Raw genomic sequence first — 21,511 nt, forward strand, 5'->3', positions numbered from 1 at the left:
ACAGGCCGAGATCAAAAATCAGGGATGTCTATTCTGATGCGACAGTCAACAAGATTATTCCGGACAGCAGTGCGCCTGCGCGGGAACGACGTTGGTTGCGGGTCGGGCGGCGCGGGGTTCGGCGCCTTAGCGACCCCGTCACGGCGCCAGCGCAGCCAGCACCTGCGCCTTCAAGGCCTTGATCAGCGCCGTCTCATCCGGCGGCACGCCTTCCGGCGCGGTGAAGATACGGTCCGCGTAGAACAGCCCCAGCTGGGCCTTGCCCACCACCAGCGGCAACACGATGAAGCTCTCGGCATCCGGCAGCAGCGTCTTGTACCAGGCCGGCAGCAGATCGCGGATCTTCGGGCTGAAGGCGTCCGGGATCATCATGTCGGCATTGTTTTCCAGCGCCAGGTGGAACAGGTCGCGCGTGAATGCACACGGGAAGGTGAAGCCTTCCTGCAGCTCGGCCGTGCCCTCGCCCAGCGACGTGCGCGCCCGGAACTTGCCCGTGCGGCCGTCGCGCAGGCACACGGTGGCGAAGCGAAAACCCAGCGCGCGGTACAGCGTCTCGAGCACCGCCATGATCACATCGTTGGCGCTCGCAGCCGACGCGCCCAGCACCGACACTTCCTGGACGCCCGCCAGCAGCAGGTCGCGCGCATTCTTCGGCTTGCCGCTCGGGTAGAACTCGCCTTCGTCGGCTTCGCCCGCGTCGAGCATCGCCAGCGCCAGCACGTTCGGCAGGCTGCTGCCGGCCTTCGGATCGAGCTTGGGCGCACGCTCCATGTTCATGCTCTGCAGCATGCTATTCATGCCCTCCTGGACGATGTCGAACAGCACCGCCAGCTTGGGAGCGTCGATCGCCAGCGCCACGCCATAGCGCGCCAGCAGCACTTCGGCGTCGGGCGAGTTGGCCGGATCGTGGTGACGGCCCATCAGGCGCGCCACGTCGTGGCTGAACGCGGCCACCTGGCGCATCCATTCGGCGCGCTCGAGCGCGACCTCGAGCGGTCCGGTCGCGAGCGACGCCTGGGCCTGGATGATCAGCTCGGGCAATTGCCATTCGCGCAGCACGGCCTCGGACAGGGTCTCGAAAGTGCAGCCCAGGATCAGGCGCGAGGCTTGCGCGGGCGTGTGCTTGCCGGTGGCAACCAGGGCCGCGATCTCGCGATACCGGTCTGGCTCGTGGCTGGCCAGCAGCATTGGCCCCAGGTTCTTGAACAGCGCGCAGATCGCCGCTTCCTCGGCGCCGGGATAGGGACTGTGGTGGGCCATTTCGCGCCCGACCAGGCTGGCGCACAGGGAAGCCTCAAGCTCCACCCGCACGCCGTGCTCGGCGATATCGAGCGCGTCGACCAGCAACATCGCCAGCGCGGCGGCGCGCACATTGTCAAAGCCGAGCAGGGAGATGGCACGCGAGATCGTCGTCACCGGGGCACCCGACAGCGTGCGGAACCCCACCGTGTTCGACAACCGCAGGATGCGCTGGGTCAGCGCCACGTCGGACACGACGTAGTACGCGAGGTCGCCCGTGCCCTGGTCGTCGCTGTAGCCCATGCCGATCACGCGCGCCATCGCCCCGCCCAGGCTGAACATGCGCTCGGTGCCGCTCAGCTTGCGCATCAGGGCATCGCGCACCCGGGGCCCCTGGCCGCCCTGGGGCAAATTGTTCATCGTCATCCCGCCTTGGGCGTGGGCATGCGCATCCCCTGGCGCACACCCTGGTCGTACTGTTTGAGCACTTGCTGGAACAGCGCCGCCAGCGCCGGCAGCTTGGGATTGAGCGGGTCGAGCTTGCGCACATTGCCGATCAGGGTGGGCACCTGGCCGCCGAGCCGCTCGTCCCAGCCCCCCACTTCCAGGCAGCGCAGCACGGCCAACGTGGCATTGAAGGCCACCGACGGGTTGTTCGGCAGCTTGTGCGCCGCTTCGAGCATCAAGGTGACCGCGCCCCGGTAATCGCCGCTCTTGGCGCGCGCGGCGCCGCTGGCAACCAGGTCGACCACGTGCTGGCGGCTTTCCTTGACCATCGAGCGGGCCAACCCGCCCTGGCCCGCGTTCTCCATCACGCCCACGGCGCGCGCCATGACGGCCTCGTCGCCGGCATTGCGCATCACGTCGCGCACGACCGAGCAGGCGCCCTCTTGCATGTCATGCGCGAGACACGAACGCGCGAGCTCGAGCTTGATGTCGACCGACACGCCCGGCGCATCCTGGCACGCCGTCACCGCCGTGTTCAACGCCTCGCCGAGGCGCACCTCGTTGCCCGTGTACTCATGCACCAGGGCCGACGCCACCGCGCTGCACAGCACCGTCGTGGCGCGCCCGCCCATCGTGCGGTCGAGATCGCGCACCACGGCCGCCGCGCCCACCGGGTCGCCCTTGGTCACCAGGGTGCGCACCAGCTTGACGTGGTCTTCGGGATCGCGAAACTCGGAATACTTGGCCTTGCCCACCACTTGGCGCAGCGATTTTTCGGCGGTGTCGATATCGCCTGCATCGAAGGCGATGTCGGCCAGCGTGCGCAGGCGCCGCACCGCGTGGGGCGAGACCGCCACCGCCTCGGCCAGCACGGCCTGCGCCTTGTCGAGTTCGCCAGCGGCGGCGTGCGTGCGCGCCAGCCAGTCGAAGGCGTCGACAAAGTTGCGATTGGTGTCGACCAGGTCTTCGAGGATTTCCTTGGCTTCCTCCAGGCGCTTGCGCACGAACAGCGTCTTGGCCAGCCCCAGCCGGGCCCAGGCAATGGCCTTGATCTCAAGAAGATGGCGATAGATCGGTTCGGCCAGCTCGGCCTGTCCCAGAAACATGTGCAGCTCGGCGCGCAGGCGCAGAAAATCAATGGCGTAGCGCGTGTGCTTACGCTGGCCCTCGATGCAGGCGGCGACGGCATCGACCTGGTCGCCCGCCTCCATCAGCGTGTACACGGGCAGGAAGGCATTGCGCTTGTCGAGCGCGCGCGCGATACGCTCGAGCAGGCGGTCGGCGGTGAATGGCTTGAGCACATAGTCGGTCGGTGCGAGCTCGGCCGCGCTGACCACCTTGCTGTGGTTGCCTTCGGCCGTGACCATGAAGAACATCGTGGCCAGGCGCATCAGCTTGTGGTGGCGCAGGTCTTCCAGCAACTGCTGGCCATCCTGGCCGCCTTCGAGGTCGTATTCGCACAGGATGAGATCGAACTGGCGCAGGCCGAGGTGCTTGATCGCCTGGTTGGACGTGCTGGCGTGCTCGATCCGGTGCAGGCCGCACAGCGTGAGCATGCTGTGGATGCTGGCCCGCATTCCTGCATGGGGCTCGATGATCAGGGCCGTCAGGCCTTCCAGTTCGTTCATTGTGGTCCGTGTTGGCCTGCATTGGGCGTGGGGCCGCTGCGGTATGCGCGCGCTATGACTCACGACTATCGGCGAGTATATTACGGCGCGGAACGAATTTACTGAATTGGATCGCTGCGCGGGGCCAGAACCCACGCGCAGTGCACAAAAAAACGACAGCTCAGCGCGCCGTCTGGCGGCTGTCGCACTCGGGCCTGCTGGCGCCGACGATGACGTTCTGGTAACGCACCTCGTACTTGCCGGCCGTCAGCCGATCGATCGTGAACGTGGCGCGCGGCTGCACGAAGGCGTGACGCACGTTCGAGCGGCGATCGAGGTCGTACAGCTTGACGAACACCGGCGAGGCGTTCGCGCTGTTGTCGATCGTCACCTGCATCTCGACACCCTCATTGCCCACCGGGTAGCCCGGCAGATACGCCGAATCGGCCGGCCACGGCTCGCCGCTTGGCGCGCTCAGGGTTTGCAGGTCGGTGCTGCAATCGGGCGCATGATCGGGCACGACCAGCTGGGTCGTGCCGAGCATGTGGACGACGGGCGCGCCGCGGCCGGCCCAGGTATCGGCTTCAGGTTTGACCGCTGGCGCTGCGGCCGGTTCGGTTGCCGCTGCCGGTTCCGTCGCCGCTGCAGTCGGCGTGGCGTCCAGCACGCTGGCGGACTTCTGCGCGCCGCTCCAGGCCAGGGCGCTGGGCATGATGCCCGGTTGCTGCATGAGCAAGACGGCAGCGGCGGCGCCGGTCACGAAGCAGGCGGACAGGCCCAGCCACCAGCGCGGATCGCGCATCAGGCGCGCGCGGGGCGGTTTGCCTGCCGGCGGGGCGTCCCACGCTTCGCCGCCCTTGCGCGGCTGGCCGTCCTTGGCATTCGAGCTTTCCAGCCACTCGACTTCCCACTCTTCGGATGCGATCCACTCGTCGTGCTCCTTGCGGCGCACTGGATCGGCCAGCACGTTGTAGGCCGAATTGACGACCGCCATGATACGGGCGGCTTTTTCGTCGCCGGGATTCTTGTCGGGGTGGTATTTCTGGCTCAGCGCCTTGTACGAAGCACGTATGACTTCCTGGGGCGCGTGACGCGACACCTTCAGGTTGTCATAGTGTGTGTGAATCTTGGCCATGGTGTGTCAAATCTGCCCGCTGATGCCTGCCATTGATACTACGTCCCCGGCCGAGGCTGATGTCCGGACCCTGGCGTTGGAATGTCGTACAGCTTAGACGCAATTGTGTCCGTTGTGCAAGATATCACAATCTTCACAGACGATGACTGCGGTCGGCCTGGCTGATTGCATCGGGCAATGTTACATCCTGCCCGACCACCAGCACCTTGAACAATTCGCCCATTTCCGCAGGAGAGACCAGCTTTTGCACGGCGCGCGACTGCGGCAGGAAGCGCAGCGCATCTTCTGGGTTGTTTTCAAGCAACAATTCGCCGATTCCGGCGCCGATCAGGAATGCCGCCTGGCTCATGTAGGCCAGCACCGGCAAGCCGGCATCCTGCGCCGCCAGCGCCATCGCCGTGAAATCGACGTGGGCCGTGATGTCCTGCAGGCCCGGCAGGTAGAACGGATCCGGGTGCGCGTGGTGGCGGTAATGGCACATCAGGGTGCCGCCGATGCGCTGGTCGAGGTAATACTCGTGGGCCGGGAAACCGTAGTCGAACAGGATCGCCGCGCCACGGCCGCCCGCGAACATCGTCGCCAGCGAGCCCATGAAGCCGGCGCCGACCGGGTGCAGCTCGGTCACATAGCCTTCGATCATGTGTTCGTGCCCGGGCACCTGGCGCACCAGTTGCTCGTGCAGGGCGGCATCAAGCGGCGCCTGGATGAACGCGAACGCGCCATCGGCGATCGTCACCATCTGGCGGCGCCAGCCGTCCTGCGTGCGGATGACAAGCTCGACCGGCATTGCGTCGAGCACCTCGTTGGCCAGCACCACGCCGCTGAAGTGCCCGGGCATGGCGTCCTGCCAGCGCACTTGCGGCAGATCGGCCAGGTTGGCCTGCTGGCGCGCGCGCAGCTCGCCCGACAATTCGATGATGGTGTACGAGTTGACGTGCACACCCTGGCGCCCCAGCGCGGCGAGCACGTCGCGCGCCAGGCGGCCGGTGCCGGCGCCGAACTCGATGATGTCGGGCGCGCTTTGGGCGATAATAGCGGCTGCCACGCGCGCCACGGTGGCGCCGAACAGCGGCGTCATCTCGGGCGCCGTGATGAAATCGCCCTCGGCGCCGAGCTTGGACGCGCCGCCGCTGTAATACCCGAGGCGCGGCGCATACAGCGCCAGTTCCATGAACCGCGAAAACGCAATCTGCCCACCGGCTTGTTCGATGTCGAGAGCGATGAGCTGTTGCAGGGCGTGGGACGCGGCCAGGGCGTCGCGGTCGGGTGCGGGCAGGGACATGCCGGCATTGTAGCCAGATTCGCTTTTATCAACAATTTACTGCCTGATGTTCAGGCCCGATAACCACTGATGACCGACACAGTTCCAACCGCCCTGCCCCGGGTTGCGCTGGTGACCGGCGCCGGCCGCCGCCTCGGGCGGGCGATCGCGTTGGGCCTGGCCGAGGCCGGCTGGGATCTCGCGCTGCACTACCGCCACTCGGAACAGGATGCCATCGCCACCCGCGACGCCATCCTGGCCCTGGGCCGGCGCGCCGTGCTGCTGCAGTGCGACCTGGCTGACGACGCGGCCGTGCGCCTGTTGGCGGGCCGCGCCATTGACGCGCTCGGGTCGTTGACGTGCATCGTGAACAACGCCTCGTTGTTCGAATACGACAGCGCCACCGATTTTTCGCCGGCCCTGCTGGGCACGCATATGGCGGCGAATGTCGCCGCGCCATTGCTGCTGGCGCAGGCATTGCACGCGGCCACGCCGGCAGGCGGGCAAGCCGTGGTCATCAACTTGCTGGACCAGAAACTGTACAATCTCAACCCGGATTTTCTGTCGTACACCTTGTCCAAGGCGGCGCTGCACGCGGCCACCACGATGCTGGCGCAAGCGCTGGCGCCGACGGTGCGCGTGGTAGGCGTCGCGCCCGGCATCACGATGGTCTCGGGCGAGCAGAGCGAAGCGGGCTTTGCACAGGCGCACCGCGCCACGCCACTGGGGCGCTCGTCAACGCCGCAAGACATTGCCGACGCGGTCGTCTACGCAGCGGGCGCCCGCGCGCTGACCGGCACCACCCTGCTCGTCGATGGCGGCCAGCACCTGACGCCATCGACGCGCGACGTCATGTTCCTGACCGAACCGGGCACCGACGAACCGAACAACCGCAGCACCGAATCATCTATCCAAAAGGCTTAACCATGTTGTCCGCCCTGTCCCACCCGAGCTTGCGCAATTGCCGCCGGCTGTTCCTGCGCAATTACGAAGTGATGATCAATATCGGCGTGCACGACTTCGAGAAGAAGGGCGAGCAACGTGTGCTGATCAATGTTGAGCTGTATATCCCGCTCGAGATGTCGACGCCGAAGGCCGATCAATTGTCTGAAGTAGTCGACTACGACTTCATGCGCGAGACGGTTGCCCAGCGCATTGCCAAGGGCCACATCCACCTGCAAGAGACGCTGTGCGACGACATGGTCCAGGCCATGCTGGCCCATCCGCGCGTGCGCGCCGCGGGCGTGTCGACCATGAAGCCAGACGTGTATGCCGACTGCGAAGGCGTCGGTGTCGAAGTATTCCGCATCAAGGACGAAGCATGAACGAAACCGTTATCGAGCGCATGACCGAGGCGGATTTCCCGCTGGGCGAGGCCGCCCCCGTGATCGACGCAAAAAAGCAGGAAAAGATCGCCCACGAAAACCACAAGCTGCACAAGCGCCTGTGCCGCCAGGTCGGCCAGGCCATTGGCGACTTCAACATGATCGAAGACGGCGACAAGGTGATGGTGTGCCTGTCGGGCGGCAAGGACAGCTACGCGCTGCTCGACATCCTGCTGACCCTGCGCGAGCGCGCGCCGATCCACTTCGACATCGTCGCGGTGAACCTCGACCAGAAGCAGCCGAACTTCCCGGCCCATATCCTGCCGGCCTACCTGGACAAGCTCGGCGTGGATTACCACATCGAAAACCAGGACACCTACAGCATCGTCAAGCGCCTGATCCCGGAAGGCAAGACCACCTGCTCGCTGTGTTCCCGGCTACGGCGCGGGATCCTGTACCGCGTGGCCGATGAACTGGGTTGCAACAAGATCGCGCTGGGCCACCACCGCGACGACATCCTCGAAACCTTCTTCCTGAATATGTTCTTCGGCGGGAAACTAAAAGGAATGCCGGCCAAGCTGGTGTCGGACGATGGCAAGCACATGGTGATCCGGCCGATGGCGTATGTGAAAGAGGCCGACACCGAGCGCTATGCCGAAGTGAAAGGGTTCCCGATCATTCCGTGCGACCTGTGCGGCTCGCAAGAGAACCTGCAGCGCAAGCAGATCAAGAACATGCTGCGCGAATGGGAAAAAAAGCATCCGGGGCGTGTGGAAAATATCTTCTCGTCGCTGTCGACCGTGGTGCCGTCGCATTTGATGGATCGCGGGATGTTCGGATTCGCCGACCTGAAGACGGATGGCGTGGCCAATCCGCTGGGGGATATTGCGTTCGATGAAGAGCCGTGTTCGACGCCGGCAGCTGGGACGATCTCGTTGACGCAGCTATGATTGTAAAAGCCGGTGTCAGGTCTGACATTCGGACACGGCCTCAACATTAGGCATCCGGTTTCGCTTTCTCGAAAGCAGCAACCGCCCGGCTGACCGTTTTGGTCGAGACGCCAAAGGTGATTGCAATCTGCGGCATGGTGTAGGCGGTCGATCGATAGGCGCGCGCCATCGCCTCACTCCTGTCCGGATACCGATCCTGGTAGTCGACCAGGGGAAGCGCAACTGCGCGCCGTTCGGTTCGCTTGATTTCCAAGAGCGCTTCAGATCGCCGCAACTGCTGGTGCGTCGATATAAAAACTTCATCGCCCAGCAGGATTTGATGGCGGGTAGCGTCCAGCGGGTTCGCTTGCCCAATGCCCGCCAGCACAAACGCCTGATATGCCTCAATGGCGCTGGTGCGCGTATCACCAAAGCGCCCTAGTAGCCAATTGCTCTCCAGCCATGCAGGCGGAAGTTCATCCCCGATAAAATAACGATGACTACTCCATCGCCATTCGTCCAGCGCCTCGACGACATGCGCGCGTAATGGATTTAACACGATGTACCGGGACACTTCCAGAAGATAACTTTCCTTCTGCACCAGGATTGCCTTGTAACGACCTTGAAACAAGTGTCCGACGAGATTGTGCCGTCGACTGACACTCTGCGAATACAGCCCGTTGAGTTGGCGCATGCACTGCGGAAGATTTGCCTCGGCCGTTTCGATCAGCAGATGGTAGTGATTGGTCATCTGGCAAAAGCTATGGATGATGCAATTGTGGCGTTCACACACCTTTGCAAGAACTTCTAACCAGATCCTGCGGTCGGCTTCATCGCGATAAATCGGATTACGCCGGTTACCGCGCGAAGTCACATGGTAAAGCGCACCAGGGAAGTCAAGTCTGAGTGGTCGTGTCATCCGATAACGCTACTGGATGCAGGCTCGCTGACGCTGAGATTGCGCAGTCTCCGGGAGACCATTCGACCAAGGCCGAGGTCGTGTCCGGATGACAGACCTGACACCGGCTTATGTTCGACCAAGGCCGAGGTCGTGTCCGAATGTCAGACCTGACACCGGCTTGTGTGACACCGGCTTGGTTCAGACCCCGGCTTGGTTCAGTTCCAGCGGCCGTTGACACCGCCGACGCTGTGACGCCCCGCTCCCATCAGCGCGACGGCCACAGCTGCAAAGAAGAACATCCCCTGCAGTTCCAACGCCCAGCCACCAGTTTCATTGATCGTGAAGAACTGGCTCGTATGCGCCAGCAGCACCGCCACGATCATATTGACGGCCACGACCAGCGCCGCAGGCCGGGAGAACAGGCCAAACAGGATGAACAACGGCGCGACGACTTCGCCGATATACACCCCGTAGCCAAACACAGCAGGCAAGCCAGCCGCAGCGAGCATGTGGCCGACAAAACCGATGCCGCCGCTGAGTTTGGCAACACCGTGGAACAGCAGCATCGAGGCCAGTGCGACGCGCAGCACCAGTTTGCCGGCGTCGTTGGTATTCGTAGTCAATTGTGTCGTCGTAGTTTGCATGATCGTTCTTTCGTGAATGAAGAAAAAATAAGGGCTTAGTTAAAAGCGTAGGCATCCATGGCAAGCACGCCATGTTCAAAACTCGTGTGCAGCAGCGACGCCCTGGCTTCAGGCCCGGCCGCGCCCATCGCCACGAACAGCGGCAGCAGATGCTCTTCGGTCGGATGATTTTTCTCGGCCATTGGCGCCAGACGGCGGTAGTCCAGCAAGGCGGCGCGGTCATCTGCAACCAAGCGCTCGCGCATCCAGGTCTCGAAGTCGCTGACCCAGGCTGGCGCCGGCGCATCGACGCCCTGTCCGCGAAATTCGTACAGGTTATGCGTCAGCGAACCGGAACCGATCACCAATACGCCTTCCTGGCGCAAAGCCTGCAGCGCCAGGCCAAGTTGCTGGTGGAGCGCGGGACCGGCGCCATGCACGATCGAGATCTGCAGCACCGGCACGTCGGCTTCCGGATACATCAGGCTGAGCGGCACCCAGGCGCCATGATCGAGGCCGCGCGTCGCGCTGCGACCGACCGGGATGCCTGCCGCTTCGAACAGCGCAGCCGCGCGCTCGGCAGCCGCGGGCGCGCCTGGCGCCGGGTAGCGCATGTCGAACAGCGCTTGCGGGAAACCGCCGAAGTCGTGGATCGTTTCCGGCCGGGTGGCCAGCGATACCGCCGGGCCGCAGGCCGTTTCCCAATGCGCCGACACGACCGCGATCGCGCTCGGCCGCGGCAGCGTTTGCCCCAGGCCTTGCAAGAAGCGTCGTGCCGGACTGTCTTGCAAGGCAAGCATGGGCGAACCGTGTGAAACAAAGATGGTCGGTAGATTCATGGTGCACCTCGTTAAATGATGCATTCATCTTATCTAGTTATACTGTGTTGATAAAGCCGCTAAATATAATTAAACTATTTCCATTTGATTGACAATATCTCCGAATGGACCTGCTCGGCTCAATGAAAACCTATGTTGCCGTGGTCGACAGCGGCAGCTTCGCCACTGCCGCAACCAGGCTGAATGTCTCACGCGCCATGGTCTCGAAGCAGGTGCAAAAGCTCGAGGAACACCTGGGCACGCGCCTGATGAACCGCACCACGCGGCGCCTGAGCCTGACGGAAACCGGCCGCGCCTTCTACGAGCGCAGCGTGCAGATTCTGGGTGACGTAAATGAGGCCGAACAGATTGCCGGCCAGATGACGGCGATGCCGCGTGGCGTGCTGCGCGTCACGATTCCGCTGTCCTATGGCCAGCATCGCCTGGGCAGCATCATCGGCGCCTTTACCCAGGCTTACCCGCAGGTGCAGCTCGATATCGCGTTGTCCGACCGCAAGGTCGACCTGGTCGAGGAAGGGTTCGACGTGGCGATTCGCATCGGCACCCTGCCGCAGTCGGATCTGATCGCACGCAAGCTGGGCGTCGCGTACGGCATTGTGTGCGCCTCGCCTGCTTATCTGGCCGCGCACGGCGCGCCGCAGACGCCGGGCGAGCTGGGCCGGCATGCGTGCCTGAGCTACTCATTGAGTGGCGGCGGCGCCGACTGGCGCCTCGAGTCCGCCAGCCAGCAAGTCACCGTACCGGTGAATGGCCCGATGAAGGCCGACAACGGCGACATCATCCGCCTGGCAGCCGTCGCCGGCGCCGGCATCGCCTTCCAGCCGCACTTCATCGTGGGCGAGGATCTCGCCGCCGGGCGCCTGGTACAGGTGCTGCCCGACTGGCGGTCAGCCGAGATGGGCATCTATGCAATCTATCCGAGCCGCAAGCACTTGTCGGCCAAGGTGCGCACCTTCGTCGACTTCATCGTGGCCGCGCTGGCCTGAACCGCCGGGCACAAGACATCAGTACAGCACCACCGAGCGGATCGACTCGCCGCTCTTCATCAGGTCGAACCCTTCATTGATGCGTTCAAGTGGCAAGCGGTGCGTGATCAGGTCGTCGATATTGAGTTTGCCCTCCATATACCAGTCGACGATCTTCGGCACATCGGTGCGGCCGCGCGCGCCGCCAAACGCCGAGCCGCGCCATTCACGGCCGGTCACCAGCTGGAATGGACGGGTCGCGATTTCTTCGCCGGCCGCAGCCACGCCAATGATGAACGATTTGCCCCAGCCTTTATGCGTGCACTCGAGCGCCTGGCGCATGGTGTTCACGTTGCCGACGCACTCGAAACTGTAATCGGCGCCGCCATCGGTGATCTGCACGATCGCATCGACGACATTCTCGACGTCTTTCGGATTGACGAAATGGGTCATGCCGAACTTGCTCGCCATGGCTTGGCGCGCCGGATTGATGTCGACGCCGATGATCTTGTCGGCGCCAACCATTTTCGCGGCCTGGATCACGTTCAGGCCAATGCCGCCCAGGCCGAACACGACCACATTGGCGCCCGCCTCGACCTTGGCCGAAAACAGCACGGCGCCCACGCCGGTCGTCACGCCGCAACCGATGTAGCAGACCTTGTCGAACGGCGCATCTTCGCGGATTTTCGCCAGCGCGATCTCGGGCACCACGATGTAATTCGAGAAGGTCGACGTGCCCATGTAGTGAAACAGCGGCTTGCCGTCCAGCGAAAAGCGGCTGGTTGCATCCGGCATCAGGCCGCGGCCTTGCGTCGAGCGGATCGCCTGGCACAGATTGGTCTTTTGCGACAGGCAGAATTTGCACTGGCGGCATTCCGGCGTGTACAGCGGAATGACGTGATCGTCTTTTTTCAACGTCGTCACACCTGGGCCGACGTCAACCACAATGCCCGCGCCTTCATGGCCCAGGATCGCCGGGAACAGCCCTTCCGGATCGGCGCCGGACAGCGTGTAGTAATCGGTATGGCAAATGCCGGTCGCTTTCAGCTCGATCAGTACTTCGCCTTCGCGCGGGCCTTCCAGGTCGACTTCTTCGATGGTCAGGGGCGCGCCGGCGCGCCAGGCAATGGCTGCTTTGGTTTTCATGGGATGCTCTCTGGTTCAAAAATGGAATGCGGCCATTGTGCAGGCGCGTGCGCGGCCGGCAGCGGCGCCTGGCCGGGAATGGCAGGATTTGGTGCAATAATGACCGGATCTTCGCCCTGGACTGCCCCGACAATGCACGCTGCTTCTCCCCTTGACGCCATCACCGTCGACATCGTCGTCTACCCCGGATTCAAGGCAATGGAAGCGATCGGGCCCATGTCGGTCTTCGAATACGCCAACCTGCACCTGGCGCGGCGCGGCAAGCCCGCCGGCTACGATGTGCGCGTGGCGTCCTGTAAAACCGGGCCGATACCTTCGGATACCCTGATGTCGCTCGACGCCACGAAAGTGGTCAATACGCTGGCCCTGCCCCACACGGCGATGGTGGTCGGCGCGCGCCATATCCAGGATGCGCTGGTCGACAGCGCCGCCATCATCGACTGGATCCGGGATGCCGCACCGCGCCTCGAGCGCCTCACGGCCCTGTGCTCGGGCGCCTTCTTCCTGGCCGCCGCCGGCGCGCTCGACGGCAAACGCGCCACCACGCACTGGGGCGTGGCCGAGCGGCTGCAGGCCGATTTCCCGGCCATCGACATCGATGCCGACGCCATCTTCATTCGCTCCGGCAATGTCTGGACCTCGGCCGGGGTCACCGCCGGCATGGACCTGGCGCTGGCGCTGGTCGAACAGGATTTCGGGCGCGCGCTGGCGCTGGAAGTGGCCACCGAGATGGTCGTGTATCTCAAGCGCCCGGGCGGCCAGTCGCAGTTCAGCGCGCACCTGCTCAGCGAACGCACGGCCAAGCCGAATATCCGCGAGCTGCAGACCTGGATCCTGGACAACCTGCACGAACGCCTGTCGGTGGCCCAGTTGGCGCAAAAAGCGATGATGAGCGAGCGCCATTTCGCCCGCGTGTTCCAGCAAGAGGTGGGCATGAGCACGCAGGAATTCATCGAGACGTGCCGCTTCGAACGCGCCACGCAGTTGTTGGCAGATGTGGCATTGCCGCTGAAAGCGGTGGCCGCGCGCGCGTGCTTCAGCGACGAGGCGCATATGCGCCGGGTATTCCTGAAAAAACTCGGCATCGCGCCGAAAGTGTATCGCGAACGCTTCGCCACGACGGGCGTCGCAACCGGGCGTGCCGACAACGCATACGAAGCGTCTTAGCGTCATGCTACGCTCGGGGTCATCCACACCTGCTGAAAGACCGCGATGCGCTTTTCCCTGACACCATCCACAAAGTTGCTGGGGCGATTGGCACTGCTCGCCGCCATGCTCGCGCCCTGCACCGCCATGGCTGAACCGGGCATGATCTACCTCGTGCGCCACGGCGAAAAAGCAGCCGAAGGCAAAGACCCGGCGCTCACGCCGCAAGGCCGCCAGCGCGCGCAGAACATCGCGACGCTGCTGCACCGCGCCGGCATCCAGGCCATTTTCAGCACCGCCACGATGCGCACGCTCGACACCGCGCAGCCGCTGGCGACGCAACTCGGCCTGCCGGTGCAGCGCTACGACGCCGCCACGCCGCAGGCGCTGGTCGACAAGGTCAAGGCGTTCAATGCGCCGGTGCTGGTGGTGGGCCATTCCAATACGCTGCCGGAATTGGTGCGGCTGTTCGGCGGTGCGCCGGGTGCCGAGATCGGGGATGAAGAATATGACCGGCTGTATCAGCTGGTGGGTGGTGCGGATGGGAAGGTAACGACGGTGTTGTTGACATCGTTGCCGAAAACGCCTTGAGACGTCAGTCCGTCATTGCAGCCAGCGGCGGCAATGACGGACCCAGATCGGGAAGCCCCTGATTACAGCGCCGTATCCGTGCGCAGCACCGGATACAGGTTCAAGCGCTCGTCATACGACGAGTGCCGCTTGGCGAAGAACTCCAGGCGTGCCTGCGGGCTCTTTGCAAACTCCGGGTCCGATGCCAAACGCTTGGCAAATTCGGCCGCCACGGTCGGATCGGCCGCCATCTGCTCGCGCGCCACGTCTTCGGCCACGTAGTCTTCCATGTATTCCTTGCGCTCGAAGGCCGTGTTGAACGTGCCCCAGGCCACCAGCGAATCGGGCGCCTGCGGTTCGAACATCGCCACCACCAGGCGCGCCTTCGGCTGCGCGATCGGCACGAACAGCGAACCGGCCGTTACCGCGCGCGCTTCAGGTTTCCACTTGCCGGTGACCGTCAGACGCTGGTGTCCTTCGACCGATGCCGCGTCCAGCTTGGCCTTGTCGGCGCGGAAGGTTTCGACATTCATGCGTGGGGCGTCCTTGTCCAGCGTGCGGAACACGACGCCATGCTGGCGCAGCTTCTCGCCGACGATGGCCGCCTGCGCAGCCGGCACGATGTAGCCGGCGCCCGGCGCCGTCACTTCCAGGTCGGCGACGACTTCATCGCGCAGCGGCACGCGCCAGACTTGCGGCTTGGTCTCATCGTAGCGCGTCATCAGGGCGCCCGAAATCTCCGACGGCTTGCGCGTGTATTCGTAGCCATTGAAATTGACCATCTCGGTCTTGTCGGTGGTGCGGTAGTTCAGCGCCACCTTCTTGTTGCCCAGCTTGGCCGCGCGTGCGTCGGCGGCATAGGCGGCCTGTTGCCATTCCTTGCCGTGTTGCGCGACCTGGTTCAGCACCGACACCACGGTATTGCGGGTGATGCGCACGCGCACCGGATATTCTTTCCACGAGTGCGTTTCCACCAGCATCGCCATGCGGTTACGCAGCTGGAAGTAGCCGGTCGAGAAACGCGGATCGGACACGCCATCCTCGAAGCCCGACATCGGATCGTCCTGCTTCATGAACGACATATAGTACGACTGCGGCGTCGAGCCCTCCTTGGCGATGTCCTTGATCACGTTGCTGCGCAGCGCCAGCCCGGCCTTGCGAAATTGGTCGTCGCCCGAATAGACCGGTTCGACCTGGATCGAGATATCGTGCTGGAACTTGGCGCCGTTGGTGGCGTGCAGGTCGACATAGGTCAGCGGATCCCATGCGTTCACCAGGCCCAGCATCGCCTGCATCTCGGGCGCGTCGGCTTTCAGGTAATCGCGGTTCAGGTTCAGGTTCTGGCCCGTGGTGCGCCAGCCCATCTCGACCGGACCGCGCTGGTTCGGACGGTTCCACTTGCCGAAGCGCTCGTGGCCGTCGACGTTAAATACCGGCACGAACAGCAGCACCTGCTTGTCGAGCGCGCCCTTGGCCGCGCTGCCCTCGAGGATCTGGCGCAGCGCCAGGAAGCCGGCGTCCTTGCCGTCGATCTCGCCGGCGTGGATGCCGCCCTGGATCAGCGTCACCGGCAATCCCTGCTTCTTTGCAGCCGCAGGCGTGAACACGCCGTTGTTGTTCACCACCAGCGCCTTCATCGGCCGGCCTTCCGGCGTGATGCCGAAGTCGATGCACTGCACCTGCTTCGGATACGCCTGCGCGAACGCGGCGCACAGCGCGATCGTTTCATCGTAGCGGCCGGTAGCCTGGAAGCCGGAGCGCTCCGAGATCGTGGTCAGGTCGGGGATAGCGGCGTGCGCCAGGGGGAATGCGGACAGCAGGGCCAGCAGTAACGCAGAACGAATCATCGAGAAGCTCCGGCAAGTGACAGGGAAGCCGACGATTATAGACGTGTTCTTGAGGAAAAGTTCAGTCTGGAAACACCACGGGCGGCGCGCCGATTGACCACGCCGCCCGTCAATACGGTAGATTCGCGTTAGCGCGGCGGTGCGCCGGGTGTCGGCCGGATCGAGATTTCCTTGACCTGCGGCCGCACGATTTCCATCGGCACAGTGCGTGCCCGGGCGGTTGTCGAGACCGGGCAGGCCTGCGTGGCGCGGTAGGTCAGCGCGGCGGCCAGCAAGCCTTCGTTCTGGTCCCCCACCGGCCGCGTCAGGTCATCGCTGACCTGGCAGGTCGGTGCGAAGCCGTCGGTAAAATCGCCGAAGCCCTTGTTGTTCACGCCCTTGAACTCGATCGAGAAATAGGTCGTGCCGCAGTTGGGCACCGGCGTGAAGCCGTACGGTTTGCCGCAGGTCGTGCCGCCGATCTGGATCACTTCGACGTCGGCGCCGCGCAGGCCGTTGATCACCGATTCGCTGGCCGAGCAGGTGCCGGCCGTGCTCAGCACCGTCACGCGTTTCAGGCCCAGGGTCGGCAGCGGCGTGCCGGTACGCACCGGATCGCTCGAAGCAAAGCCCCAGGCGGTCGAGCGGAACAGGATCGGCGCTTCGCGCGGCTGCTTGTCGTTGTACTGCGATTGCTCGAACACCTTGCCGTTCGTCGACTCCGGGCCCGAGACCATATAGGCCAGCTGGCTGGCCAGGTACAGCAGGCCGCCGCCGTTGTAGCGGATGTCGAGCACCAGGTCGGTCACGCCGGCCTGGCGGAAGGTGGTAAAGGCATCGATCAATTGCTTTTCGGAGACCGCATTGAAGGTGTCGAACGTCAGGTAGCCCACCTTGCCGCTGGCGGTCTCGATGATCTTCACGTTTTTCACGGGCGCCACGCGCACCTCGGCGCCCGTCATCGTCACATCGTACGGCACGCCGCCGCGCTGCAGCGTGAAGCGGTGCGCGCTGCCGGCCGTTTCAGGGAACAGGGCCAGGTTGATACGCGCGACCGAGGCCGCGTCGCTCGCATTGACAAAGTCGATGCCGTCGATTCTGGTGAGCTGGTCGCCGCGCAGCAGGCCGGCGGCGGCCGCCGGCGAGCCCGGCTCGACCGCCGTGATCAGCCACGTGCGCGGCGCCGTACCGCCCGCGTTGCGCGACCACGTGATGCCATAGCCCAGGTCGATCCCCTGGGTCTGCATCGCCTCCCATTCGGCGGTCGAATAGGTGAAGTGATAGCGGTCTTTCAGTTTCCCGGTGGCGGTCACGGCCGGCGTCTTGAGCACGTCGAAGTAGTCGAGCGCGCTCTTGAAATCGGCCATCTTGTAGGTGTTCGGGACTTCGTTGTACCAGAGGTAATACTGGTTGGTCCAGGCGCGCAGGAATTTCAATTCGTCCAGCAGCGTGCCCTGCACATCGGGGAATGCCCTGCCGCTCGCATCGACACCGGTGCGTGGCGCGGCGCACTTGTTCCAGTAGCTGCTGTAGGCGTCGCCGAGCAGGTTGGGATTGAGGTCTTCGGGCGTGGCAGCGCTGCCGGCCGGCGTTGGCGTTGGCGTTGGCGTGACCGGGGCCGTTTCGGCCACCGGCGGCCGCGTACCCACGCCCGGCGAACCACCACCGCCGCCGCACCCGGCGAGGACGAACAGCGCGCCAAGCGCACTGGAAATCAAACGGACGGAAGGCGCCTTGCGCGGGAGGTGGTATGTCGGGCTCATGCGAATGATTATAGACGCCGATATTGCTCCGGAATACCACCAACTGTCACACTGAGGCCATGCGACAACGAAGCATGCCAAGCAGACAATTCCTCAAGATCAGGCTGCACGCGGTGCCGCCCCAACCGGTGCATGAAACGCCGCCAGCAGCGCCGCTTCCTTCTCCTTTGCCGCTGTCAGGTGCCGCGCCTTCACATGCCCGTAGCCGCGAATATCTTCCGGAATGCTGGCAATCGCCACTGCCTGCGCCAGATTATCCTCGGTCAGCTTGGACAGCAGTGCCGCCAGCGTCGCGCGATACTCGCCAATCAGCGCGCGCTCGACGCGGCGCTCGGCCGAGTAGCCGAACACATCGAACGCGGTGCCGCGCAGGCGCTTGAATTTGGCCAGCACGCCGAACGCGCGCATCATCCACGGGCCGAATTCCTGCTTGATGGCGCGGCCTTCCTTGTCATGCTTGGCCAGCAGCGGCGGGGCAAGATGGAACTTGAGCGTGATATCGCCTTCGAACATGGCGGCAATCTTTTCACGGAAGGCCGGATCGGTGTGCAGGCGCGCGACTTCGTACTCGTCCTTGTACGCCATCAGCTTGTACAAATACTTCGCCACAGCTTCGGACAAGCGCGTGCCCTTGCCCAGCCGCGCCTCTTGCGCCCGCACCTGCTCGACGAACGCCTGGTACTGGCCGGCGTACGCCGCGTCCTGGTAGGCCGTGAGCAGGTCGACCCGGCGCTTGATCAGATCATCGAGCGTCTGCATGCGCTTGAACTCGATCACCTTGGCCGGCAGCGCTGCCTTGCTGACGGCGCCCAGGTCATGCGCCGCGCTGCGGCCCCAGTTGAAGGCCGCCTTGTTGAACGCGACCGACACGCCATTGAGCTCGATGGCCTTGAGCAGCGAGGCCGCCTGCAGCGGCACGCGCCCCTTCTGGAACGCATAGCCGAGCATGAACATATTGGTGGCGATCGCGTCGCCCAGCAGGGCCGTGGCGATGCTGCCGGCGTCAAGGAATTCGACGTTCTGTTTGCCGCAGGCTTGCTCGATCGCGCCGCGCGAGCCTTCGGCTGGAAATTGCCAGTCGGGGTTTTTCACGAACGCGGCCGTCGTGGCGCTGCTCGAATTGACGGCGGCCCAGGTACGGCCTTCGCCCATGCGCGACAGGGCGTCGCGGCTGGCGGTGACGATCTGGTCGCAGCCGATCACGAGGTCGGCGCTGCCGGTGCCCACGCGGGTGGAGTGCAGATCAAGCTGGTGTTCGGCCAGGCGCACGTGCGACATCACTGGCCCGCCCTTCTGCGCCAGGCCACTCTGGTCGAGCACGATCGCGCCCTTGCCTTCGACGTGCGCTGCCACCGCCAGGATCTGCCCAACGGTGACGACACCGGTGCCGCCCACGCCGGCAACGAGGATGCCGAATGGCGTGGCGACCGACGGGATACAGGGTGCCGGCAACGATGTTGACAACCCCGGTGGCGCGGCGTCGGAAGCCGCCGCCTTCTTCGGCTTTTTGAGCCCACCGCCTTCGACGGTGACAAAGCTCGGGCAAAAGCCCGACACGCACGAATAATCCTTGTTGCACGACGACTGGTTGATCTGGCGTTTGCGGCCCAGTTCGGTTTCAAGCGGCTCGACCGACAGGCAGTTCGACTGCACCGAGCAATCGCCGCAGCCTTCGCAGACGGCCTCGTTGATGACAGCGCGCTTGGCCGGGTCGGGGAATTCGCCTTTTTTCCGGCGCCGCCGCTTTTCGGATGCGCAGGTCTGGTCATAGATCACGGCCGACACGCCGGGCATCTCGCGCAGCTCGCGTTGTACGTCCATCAGCTCGGACCGGTGGCGCACCGTGGTGCCGGGCGCCCAGGCGTAGTCGCTCGGGTATTTGTCGGGCTCGTCGGTGACGACGATGATCGGCGTGACGCCTTCGGCCGCGATCTGGCGGCTGATCATGCCCGGGTCAAGCGGGCCGTCGACGTTCTGGCCGCCCGTCATCGCCACCGCGTCGTTGTACAGGATTTTATACGTGATGTTGACCTTGGCCGCCACCGCAGCGCGGATCGCCAGGATGCCTGAGTGGAAGTACGTGCCATCGCCCAGATTGACGAATACGTGCTTCTCGTCGGTGAACGGCGACTGGCCGATCCAGGTCGTGCCTTCCGCGCCCATGTGGGTAAACGTCGATGTTTCGCGGTCCATCCACAGCACCATGTAGTGGCAGCCGATGCCTGCCATCGCACGCGAGCCCTCCGGCACTTTCGTCGAGCTGTTGTGCGGGCAGCCTGAGCAGAAATACGGGATGCGGTCGGTCTGCGGATTCGGTTTCGCTGGAATATTGCGCAGCACCAATTCTTTCGCTTCGAGGAAGGCGATGCGTTCCTTCACGCGCTCGGCCACCGGATGCCCGGCGCAATAGTGCCCAATGCGCGACGCGATGGCGCGCGCGATCTGCGCCGGGTTCAGTTCATAGGTTGCCGGCAGCAGCCAGTCGCCGTGGCCCATGCGGTTCTTGTTGCTCCACTCGCCCGTGTCGTCGAACTTGCCGACCACGCGCGGCCGCTCGCCATCGGGCAGGTTGTACAACTCTTCCTTGAGCGCGTATTCCATCACCTGGCGCTTTTCTTCGACCACCAGGATTTCATCGAGGCCCCGTGCGAACTCGTGCACGCCTTCGGCCTCGAGTGGCCAGGTCATGCCGACCTTGTACAGGCGCAGGCCGATGTCACGCGCGGCCTGCTCATCGATGCCGAGGTCGGCCAGCGCCTGGCGCGTGTCCAGATAGCTCTTGCCGGCGGTGATGATGCCGATCTTCGGCTGCGGACTGTCCCAGATAATCCGATTCAATTTATTCGCACGGGCATAGGCCAGCGCGGCATACCATTTGTGATTGCTCATCCGCACTTCCTGGTCCAGCACGGCGTCCGGCCAGCGAATGTTCAGGCCGCCCTCGGGCAGCTGGAAGTCGGTCGGGATCACGGTCTGCACGCGGTCCGGATCGAGGTCGACCACGGCGCCCGATTCGATGATGTCGGTCACGCATTTCATCGACACCCACAGGCCCGTATAGCGGCTCATGGCCCAGGCGTGCAGGCCGAAGTCGAGGTATTCCTGGACCGACGACGGATACAGCACCGGGATCCCGCAGTGGGTCAGGATGTGGTCGGACTGGTGCGCGGTGGACGAGGACTTGGCCGCGTGGTCGTCCCCGGCCAGCACCAGCACGCCGCCGAATTGCGACGAGCCGGCGTTGTTGCCGTGCTTGAACACGTCGCCGCAGCGGTCGACCCCCGGGCCCTTGCCGTACCACATCGAGAACACGCCGTCGTACTTCGCATCCTTGTACAGATTGGTTTGCTGGGTGCCCCAGACAGCGGTGGCTGCCAGGTCTTCGTTCATGCCGGGATGGAACTTGACGTGGTGTGCGTCGAGGTGGGCCTTGGCCTTCATCGCGGTCTGGTCGACCGACGTAACGGGCGAGCCGCGGTAGCCGGTGATGTAGCCGGCCGTGTTCAGGCCGGCTTTCAGGTCGCGCTCGCGCTGCAGCATCGGCAGGCGGATCAGCGCTTGCGTGCCGGTCATGAAGGCGCGACCGCGCTCGAGCGTCCATTTGTCGTCGAGCGTGATCTCGTGTTGTGGCGAGGCGTGTTGGGGCGACGCCAGGTGGGCGCGGTCCAGGGGTGCGTTCATTGTGTCTCCAAGAAACTGGTGGCGGATGCCGGAAGCGGTGCATTTCCTGCATCTCGCTTCTGTGCGGGAGTCGTCTCCCGTCTGTGAGCCAGTATAGACCTGCCCCTC

The 21,511-nt window shown here is 64.2% G+C and carries 17 protein-coding genes; 6 read left to right on the plus strand and 11 right to left on the minus strand.

The features are described 5' to 3' along the window. Positions 1–138 precede the first annotated feature (138 nt). From AB2N08_RS12180 to AB2N08_RS12195, 4 genes are all read right to left on the minus strand, one after another. Positions 139–1,659 carry an HDOD domain-containing protein gene (locus AB2N08_RS12180; RefSeq protein ID WP_367610915.1) on the minus strand — a complete coding sequence of 507 codons (1,521 nt, stop codon included), beginning with the start codon at positions 1,657–1,659 and terminating at the stop codon, positions 139–141. A gap of 2 nt (positions 1,660–1,661) precedes the next feature. Further along, positions 1,662–3,314 carry a response regulator gene (locus AB2N08_RS12185; RefSeq protein ID WP_367610916.1) on the minus strand — a complete coding sequence of 551 codons (1,653 nt, stop codon included), beginning with the start codon at positions 3,312–3,314 and terminating at the stop codon, positions 1,662–1,664. A gap of 160 nt (positions 3,315–3,474) precedes the next feature. Next, positions 3,475–4,428 (minus strand): J domain-containing protein, encoded by a 954-nt coding sequence (locus AB2N08_RS12190; RefSeq protein ID WP_367610917.1) that lies wholly within the window; start codon positions 4,426–4,428, stop codon positions 3,475–3,477. 133 nt (positions 4,429–4,561) lie between these two features. Next, the gene (locus tag AB2N08_RS12195) at positions 4,562–5,710 is read right to left on the minus strand and encodes a class I SAM-dependent methyltransferase (RefSeq protein WP_367610918.1); all 1,149 of its coding nucleotides are present in this window, start codon (positions 5,708–5,710) and stop codon (positions 4,562–4,564) included. Positions 5,711–5,779: 69 nt separating this feature from the next. Here AB2N08_RS12195 and AB2N08_RS12200 point away from each other — a divergent pair, with 69 nt between their 5' ends. Genes AB2N08_RS12200 through ttcA form a run of 3 tightly spaced genes read left to right on the plus strand, consistent with a single transcriptional unit; the run spans position 5,780 to position 7,964 of the window. Then, positions 5,780–6,613, plus strand: coding sequence for an SDR family oxidoreductase (locus tag AB2N08_RS12200; protein ID WP_367610919.1), 834 nt, complete (start codon positions 5,780–5,782; stop codon positions 6,611–6,613). Positions 6,614–6,615: 2 nt separating this feature from the next. After that, positions 6,616–7,014 (plus strand): dihydroneopterin aldolase, encoded by a 399-nt coding sequence (locus AB2N08_RS12205; RefSeq protein ID WP_367610920.1) that lies wholly within the window; start codon positions 6,616–6,618, stop codon positions 7,012–7,014. A 20-nt stretch (positions 7,015–7,034) separates the two neighbouring features. After that, positions 7,035–7,964, plus strand: coding sequence for a tRNA 2-thiocytidine(32) synthetase TtcA (gene ttcA / locus AB2N08_RS12210; protein WP_367611109.1), 930 nt, complete (start codon positions 7,035–7,037; stop codon positions 7,962–7,964). A gap of 46 nt (positions 7,965–8,010) precedes the next feature. On the opposite strand, the gene AB2N08_RS12215 is transcribed toward ttcA, so the two are convergent. From AB2N08_RS12215 to AB2N08_RS12225, 3 genes are all read right to left on the minus strand, one after another. Further along, on the minus strand, positions 8,011–8,862 hold the full coding sequence (locus tag AB2N08_RS12215) for a transposase (RefSeq protein WP_367610921.1): 852 nt from the start codon (positions 8,860–8,862) through the stop codon (positions 8,011–8,013). A 197-nt stretch (positions 8,863–9,059) separates the two neighbouring features. Beyond that, positions 9,060–9,488 carry a DoxX family protein gene (locus tag AB2N08_RS12220; RefSeq protein WP_370662416.1) on the minus strand — a complete coding sequence of 143 codons (429 nt, stop codon included), beginning with the start codon at positions 9,486–9,488 and terminating at the stop codon, positions 9,060–9,062. Positions 9,489–9,523: 35 nt separating this feature from the next. Next, positions 9,524–10,306, minus strand: a complete 783-nt coding sequence (locus AB2N08_RS12225) for a DODA-type extradiol aromatic ring-opening family dioxygenase (protein ID WP_367610923.1) — start codon at positions 10,304–10,306, stop codon at positions 9,524–9,526. A 122-nt stretch (positions 10,307–10,428) separates the two neighbouring features. Here AB2N08_RS12225 and AB2N08_RS12230 point away from each other — a divergent pair, with 122 nt between their 5' ends. Then, positions 10,429–11,292 carry a LysR family transcriptional regulator gene (locus AB2N08_RS12230; RefSeq protein WP_367610924.1) on the plus strand — a complete coding sequence of 288 codons (864 nt, stop codon included), beginning with the start codon at positions 10,429–10,431 and terminating at the stop codon, positions 11,290–11,292. An 18-nt stretch (positions 11,293–11,310) separates the two neighbouring features. Here the strand turns inward: AB2N08_RS12230 and AB2N08_RS12235 are convergent, their stop codons facing one another. Then, on the minus strand, positions 11,311–12,417 hold the full coding sequence (locus AB2N08_RS12235; protein ID WP_367610925.1) for an S-(hydroxymethyl)glutathione dehydrogenase/class III alcohol dehydrogenase: 1,107 nt from the start codon (positions 12,415–12,417) through the stop codon (positions 11,311–11,313). Between the two features lie 132 nt (positions 12,418–12,549). Here AB2N08_RS12235 and AB2N08_RS12240 point away from each other — a divergent pair, with 132 nt between their 5' ends. Beyond that, complete coding sequence (locus AB2N08_RS12240; protein ID WP_367610926.1) at positions 12,550–13,584, plus strand: GlxA family transcriptional regulator; 1,035 nt, start codon at positions 12,550–12,552, stop codon at positions 13,582–13,584. Between the two features lie 87 nt (positions 13,585–13,671). Then, positions 13,672–14,154, plus strand: coding sequence for a SixA phosphatase family protein (locus tag AB2N08_RS12245; protein ID WP_367610927.1), 483 nt, complete (start codon positions 13,672–13,674; stop codon positions 14,152–14,154). Positions 14,155–14,216: 62 nt separating this feature from the next. On the opposite strand, the gene AB2N08_RS12250 is transcribed toward AB2N08_RS12245, so the two are convergent. From AB2N08_RS12250 to AB2N08_RS12260, 3 genes are all read right to left on the minus strand, one after another. Further along, positions 14,217–15,980, minus strand: a complete 1,764-nt coding sequence (locus tag AB2N08_RS12250; RefSeq protein ID WP_367610928.1) for a M14 family metallopeptidase — start codon at positions 15,978–15,980, stop codon at positions 14,217–14,219. 128 nt (positions 15,981–16,108) lie between these two features. Next, on the minus strand, positions 16,109–17,722 hold the full coding sequence (locus AB2N08_RS12255) for a S41 family peptidase (protein ID WP_367610929.1): 1,614 nt from the start codon (positions 17,720–17,722) through the stop codon (positions 16,109–16,111). Between the two features lie 99 nt (positions 17,723–17,821). Next, positions 17,822–21,403: an indolepyruvate ferredoxin oxidoreductase family protein gene (locus AB2N08_RS12260; RefSeq protein WP_367610930.1), complete on the minus strand. Its 3,582-nt coding sequence runs from the start codon at positions 21,401–21,403 to the stop codon at positions 17,822–17,824. Between the last annotated feature and the right edge of the window lie 108 nt (positions 21,404–21,511).

It is taken from the genome of Massilia aurea (assembly GCF_040790145.1).
Classification (GTDB): domain Bacteria; phylum Pseudomonadota; class Gammaproteobacteria; order Burkholderiales; family Burkholderiaceae_D; genus Telluria; species Telluria aurea_C.

Bases quoted from the DNA above. Each gene is read 5' to 3' on its own strand.
- AB2N08_RS12180 (WP_367610915.1), bottom strand. From the start codon at position 1,659: ATGAACAATTTGCCCCAGGGCGGCCAGGGGCCCCGGGTGCGCGATGCC.
- AB2N08_RS12185 (WP_367610916.1), bottom strand. From the start codon at position 3,314: ATGAACGAACTGGAAGGCCTGACGGCCCTGATCATCGAGCCCCATGCA.
- AB2N08_RS12190 (WP_367610917.1), bottom strand. From the start codon at position 4,428: ATGGCCAAGATTCACACACACTATGACAACCTGAAGGTGTCGCGTCAC.
- AB2N08_RS12195 (WP_367610918.1), bottom strand. From the start codon at position 5,710: ATGTCCCTGCCCGCACCCGACCGCGACGCCCTGGCCGCGTCCCACGCC.
- AB2N08_RS12200 (WP_367610919.1), top strand. From the start codon at position 5,780: ATGACCGACACAGTTCCAACCGCCCTGCCCCGGGTTGCGCTGGTGACC.
- AB2N08_RS12205 (WP_367610920.1), top strand. From the start codon at position 6,616: ATGTTGTCCGCCCTGTCCCACCCGAGCTTGCGCAATTGCCGCCGGCTG.
- ttcA (WP_367611109.1), top strand. From the start codon at position 7,035: ATGACCGAGGCGGATTTCCCGCTGGGCGAGGCCGCCCCCGTGATCGAC.
- AB2N08_RS12215 (WP_367610921.1), bottom strand. From the start codon at position 8,862: ATGACACGACCACTCAGACTTGACTTCCCTGGTGCGCTTTACCATGTG.
- AB2N08_RS12220 (WP_370662416.1), bottom strand. From the start codon at position 9,488: ATGCAAACTACGACGACACAATTGACTACGAATACCAACGACGCCGGC.
- AB2N08_RS12225 (WP_367610923.1), bottom strand. From the start codon at position 10,306: ATGAATCTACCGACCATCTTTGTTTCACACGGTTCGCCCATGCTTGCC.
- AB2N08_RS12230 (WP_367610924.1), top strand. From the start codon at position 10,429: ATGAAAACCTATGTTGCCGTGGTCGACAGCGGCAGCTTCGCCACTGCC.
- AB2N08_RS12235 (WP_367610925.1), bottom strand. From the start codon at position 12,417: ATGAAAACCAAAGCAGCCATTGCCTGGCGCGCCGGCGCGCCCCTGACC.
- AB2N08_RS12240 (WP_367610926.1), top strand. From the start codon at position 12,550: ATGCACGCTGCTTCTCCCCTTGACGCCATCACCGTCGACATCGTCGTC.
- AB2N08_RS12250 (WP_367610928.1), bottom strand. From the start codon at position 15,980: ATGATTCGTTCTGCGTTACTGCTGGCCCTGCTGTCCGCATTCCCCCTG.
- AB2N08_RS12255 (WP_367610929.1), bottom strand. From the start codon at position 17,722: ATGAGCCCGACATACCACCTCCCGCGCAAGGCGCCTTCCGTCCGTTTG.
- AB2N08_RS12260 (WP_367610930.1), bottom strand. From the start codon at position 21,403: ATGAACGCACCCCTGGACCGCGCCCACCTGGCGTCGCCCCAACACGCC.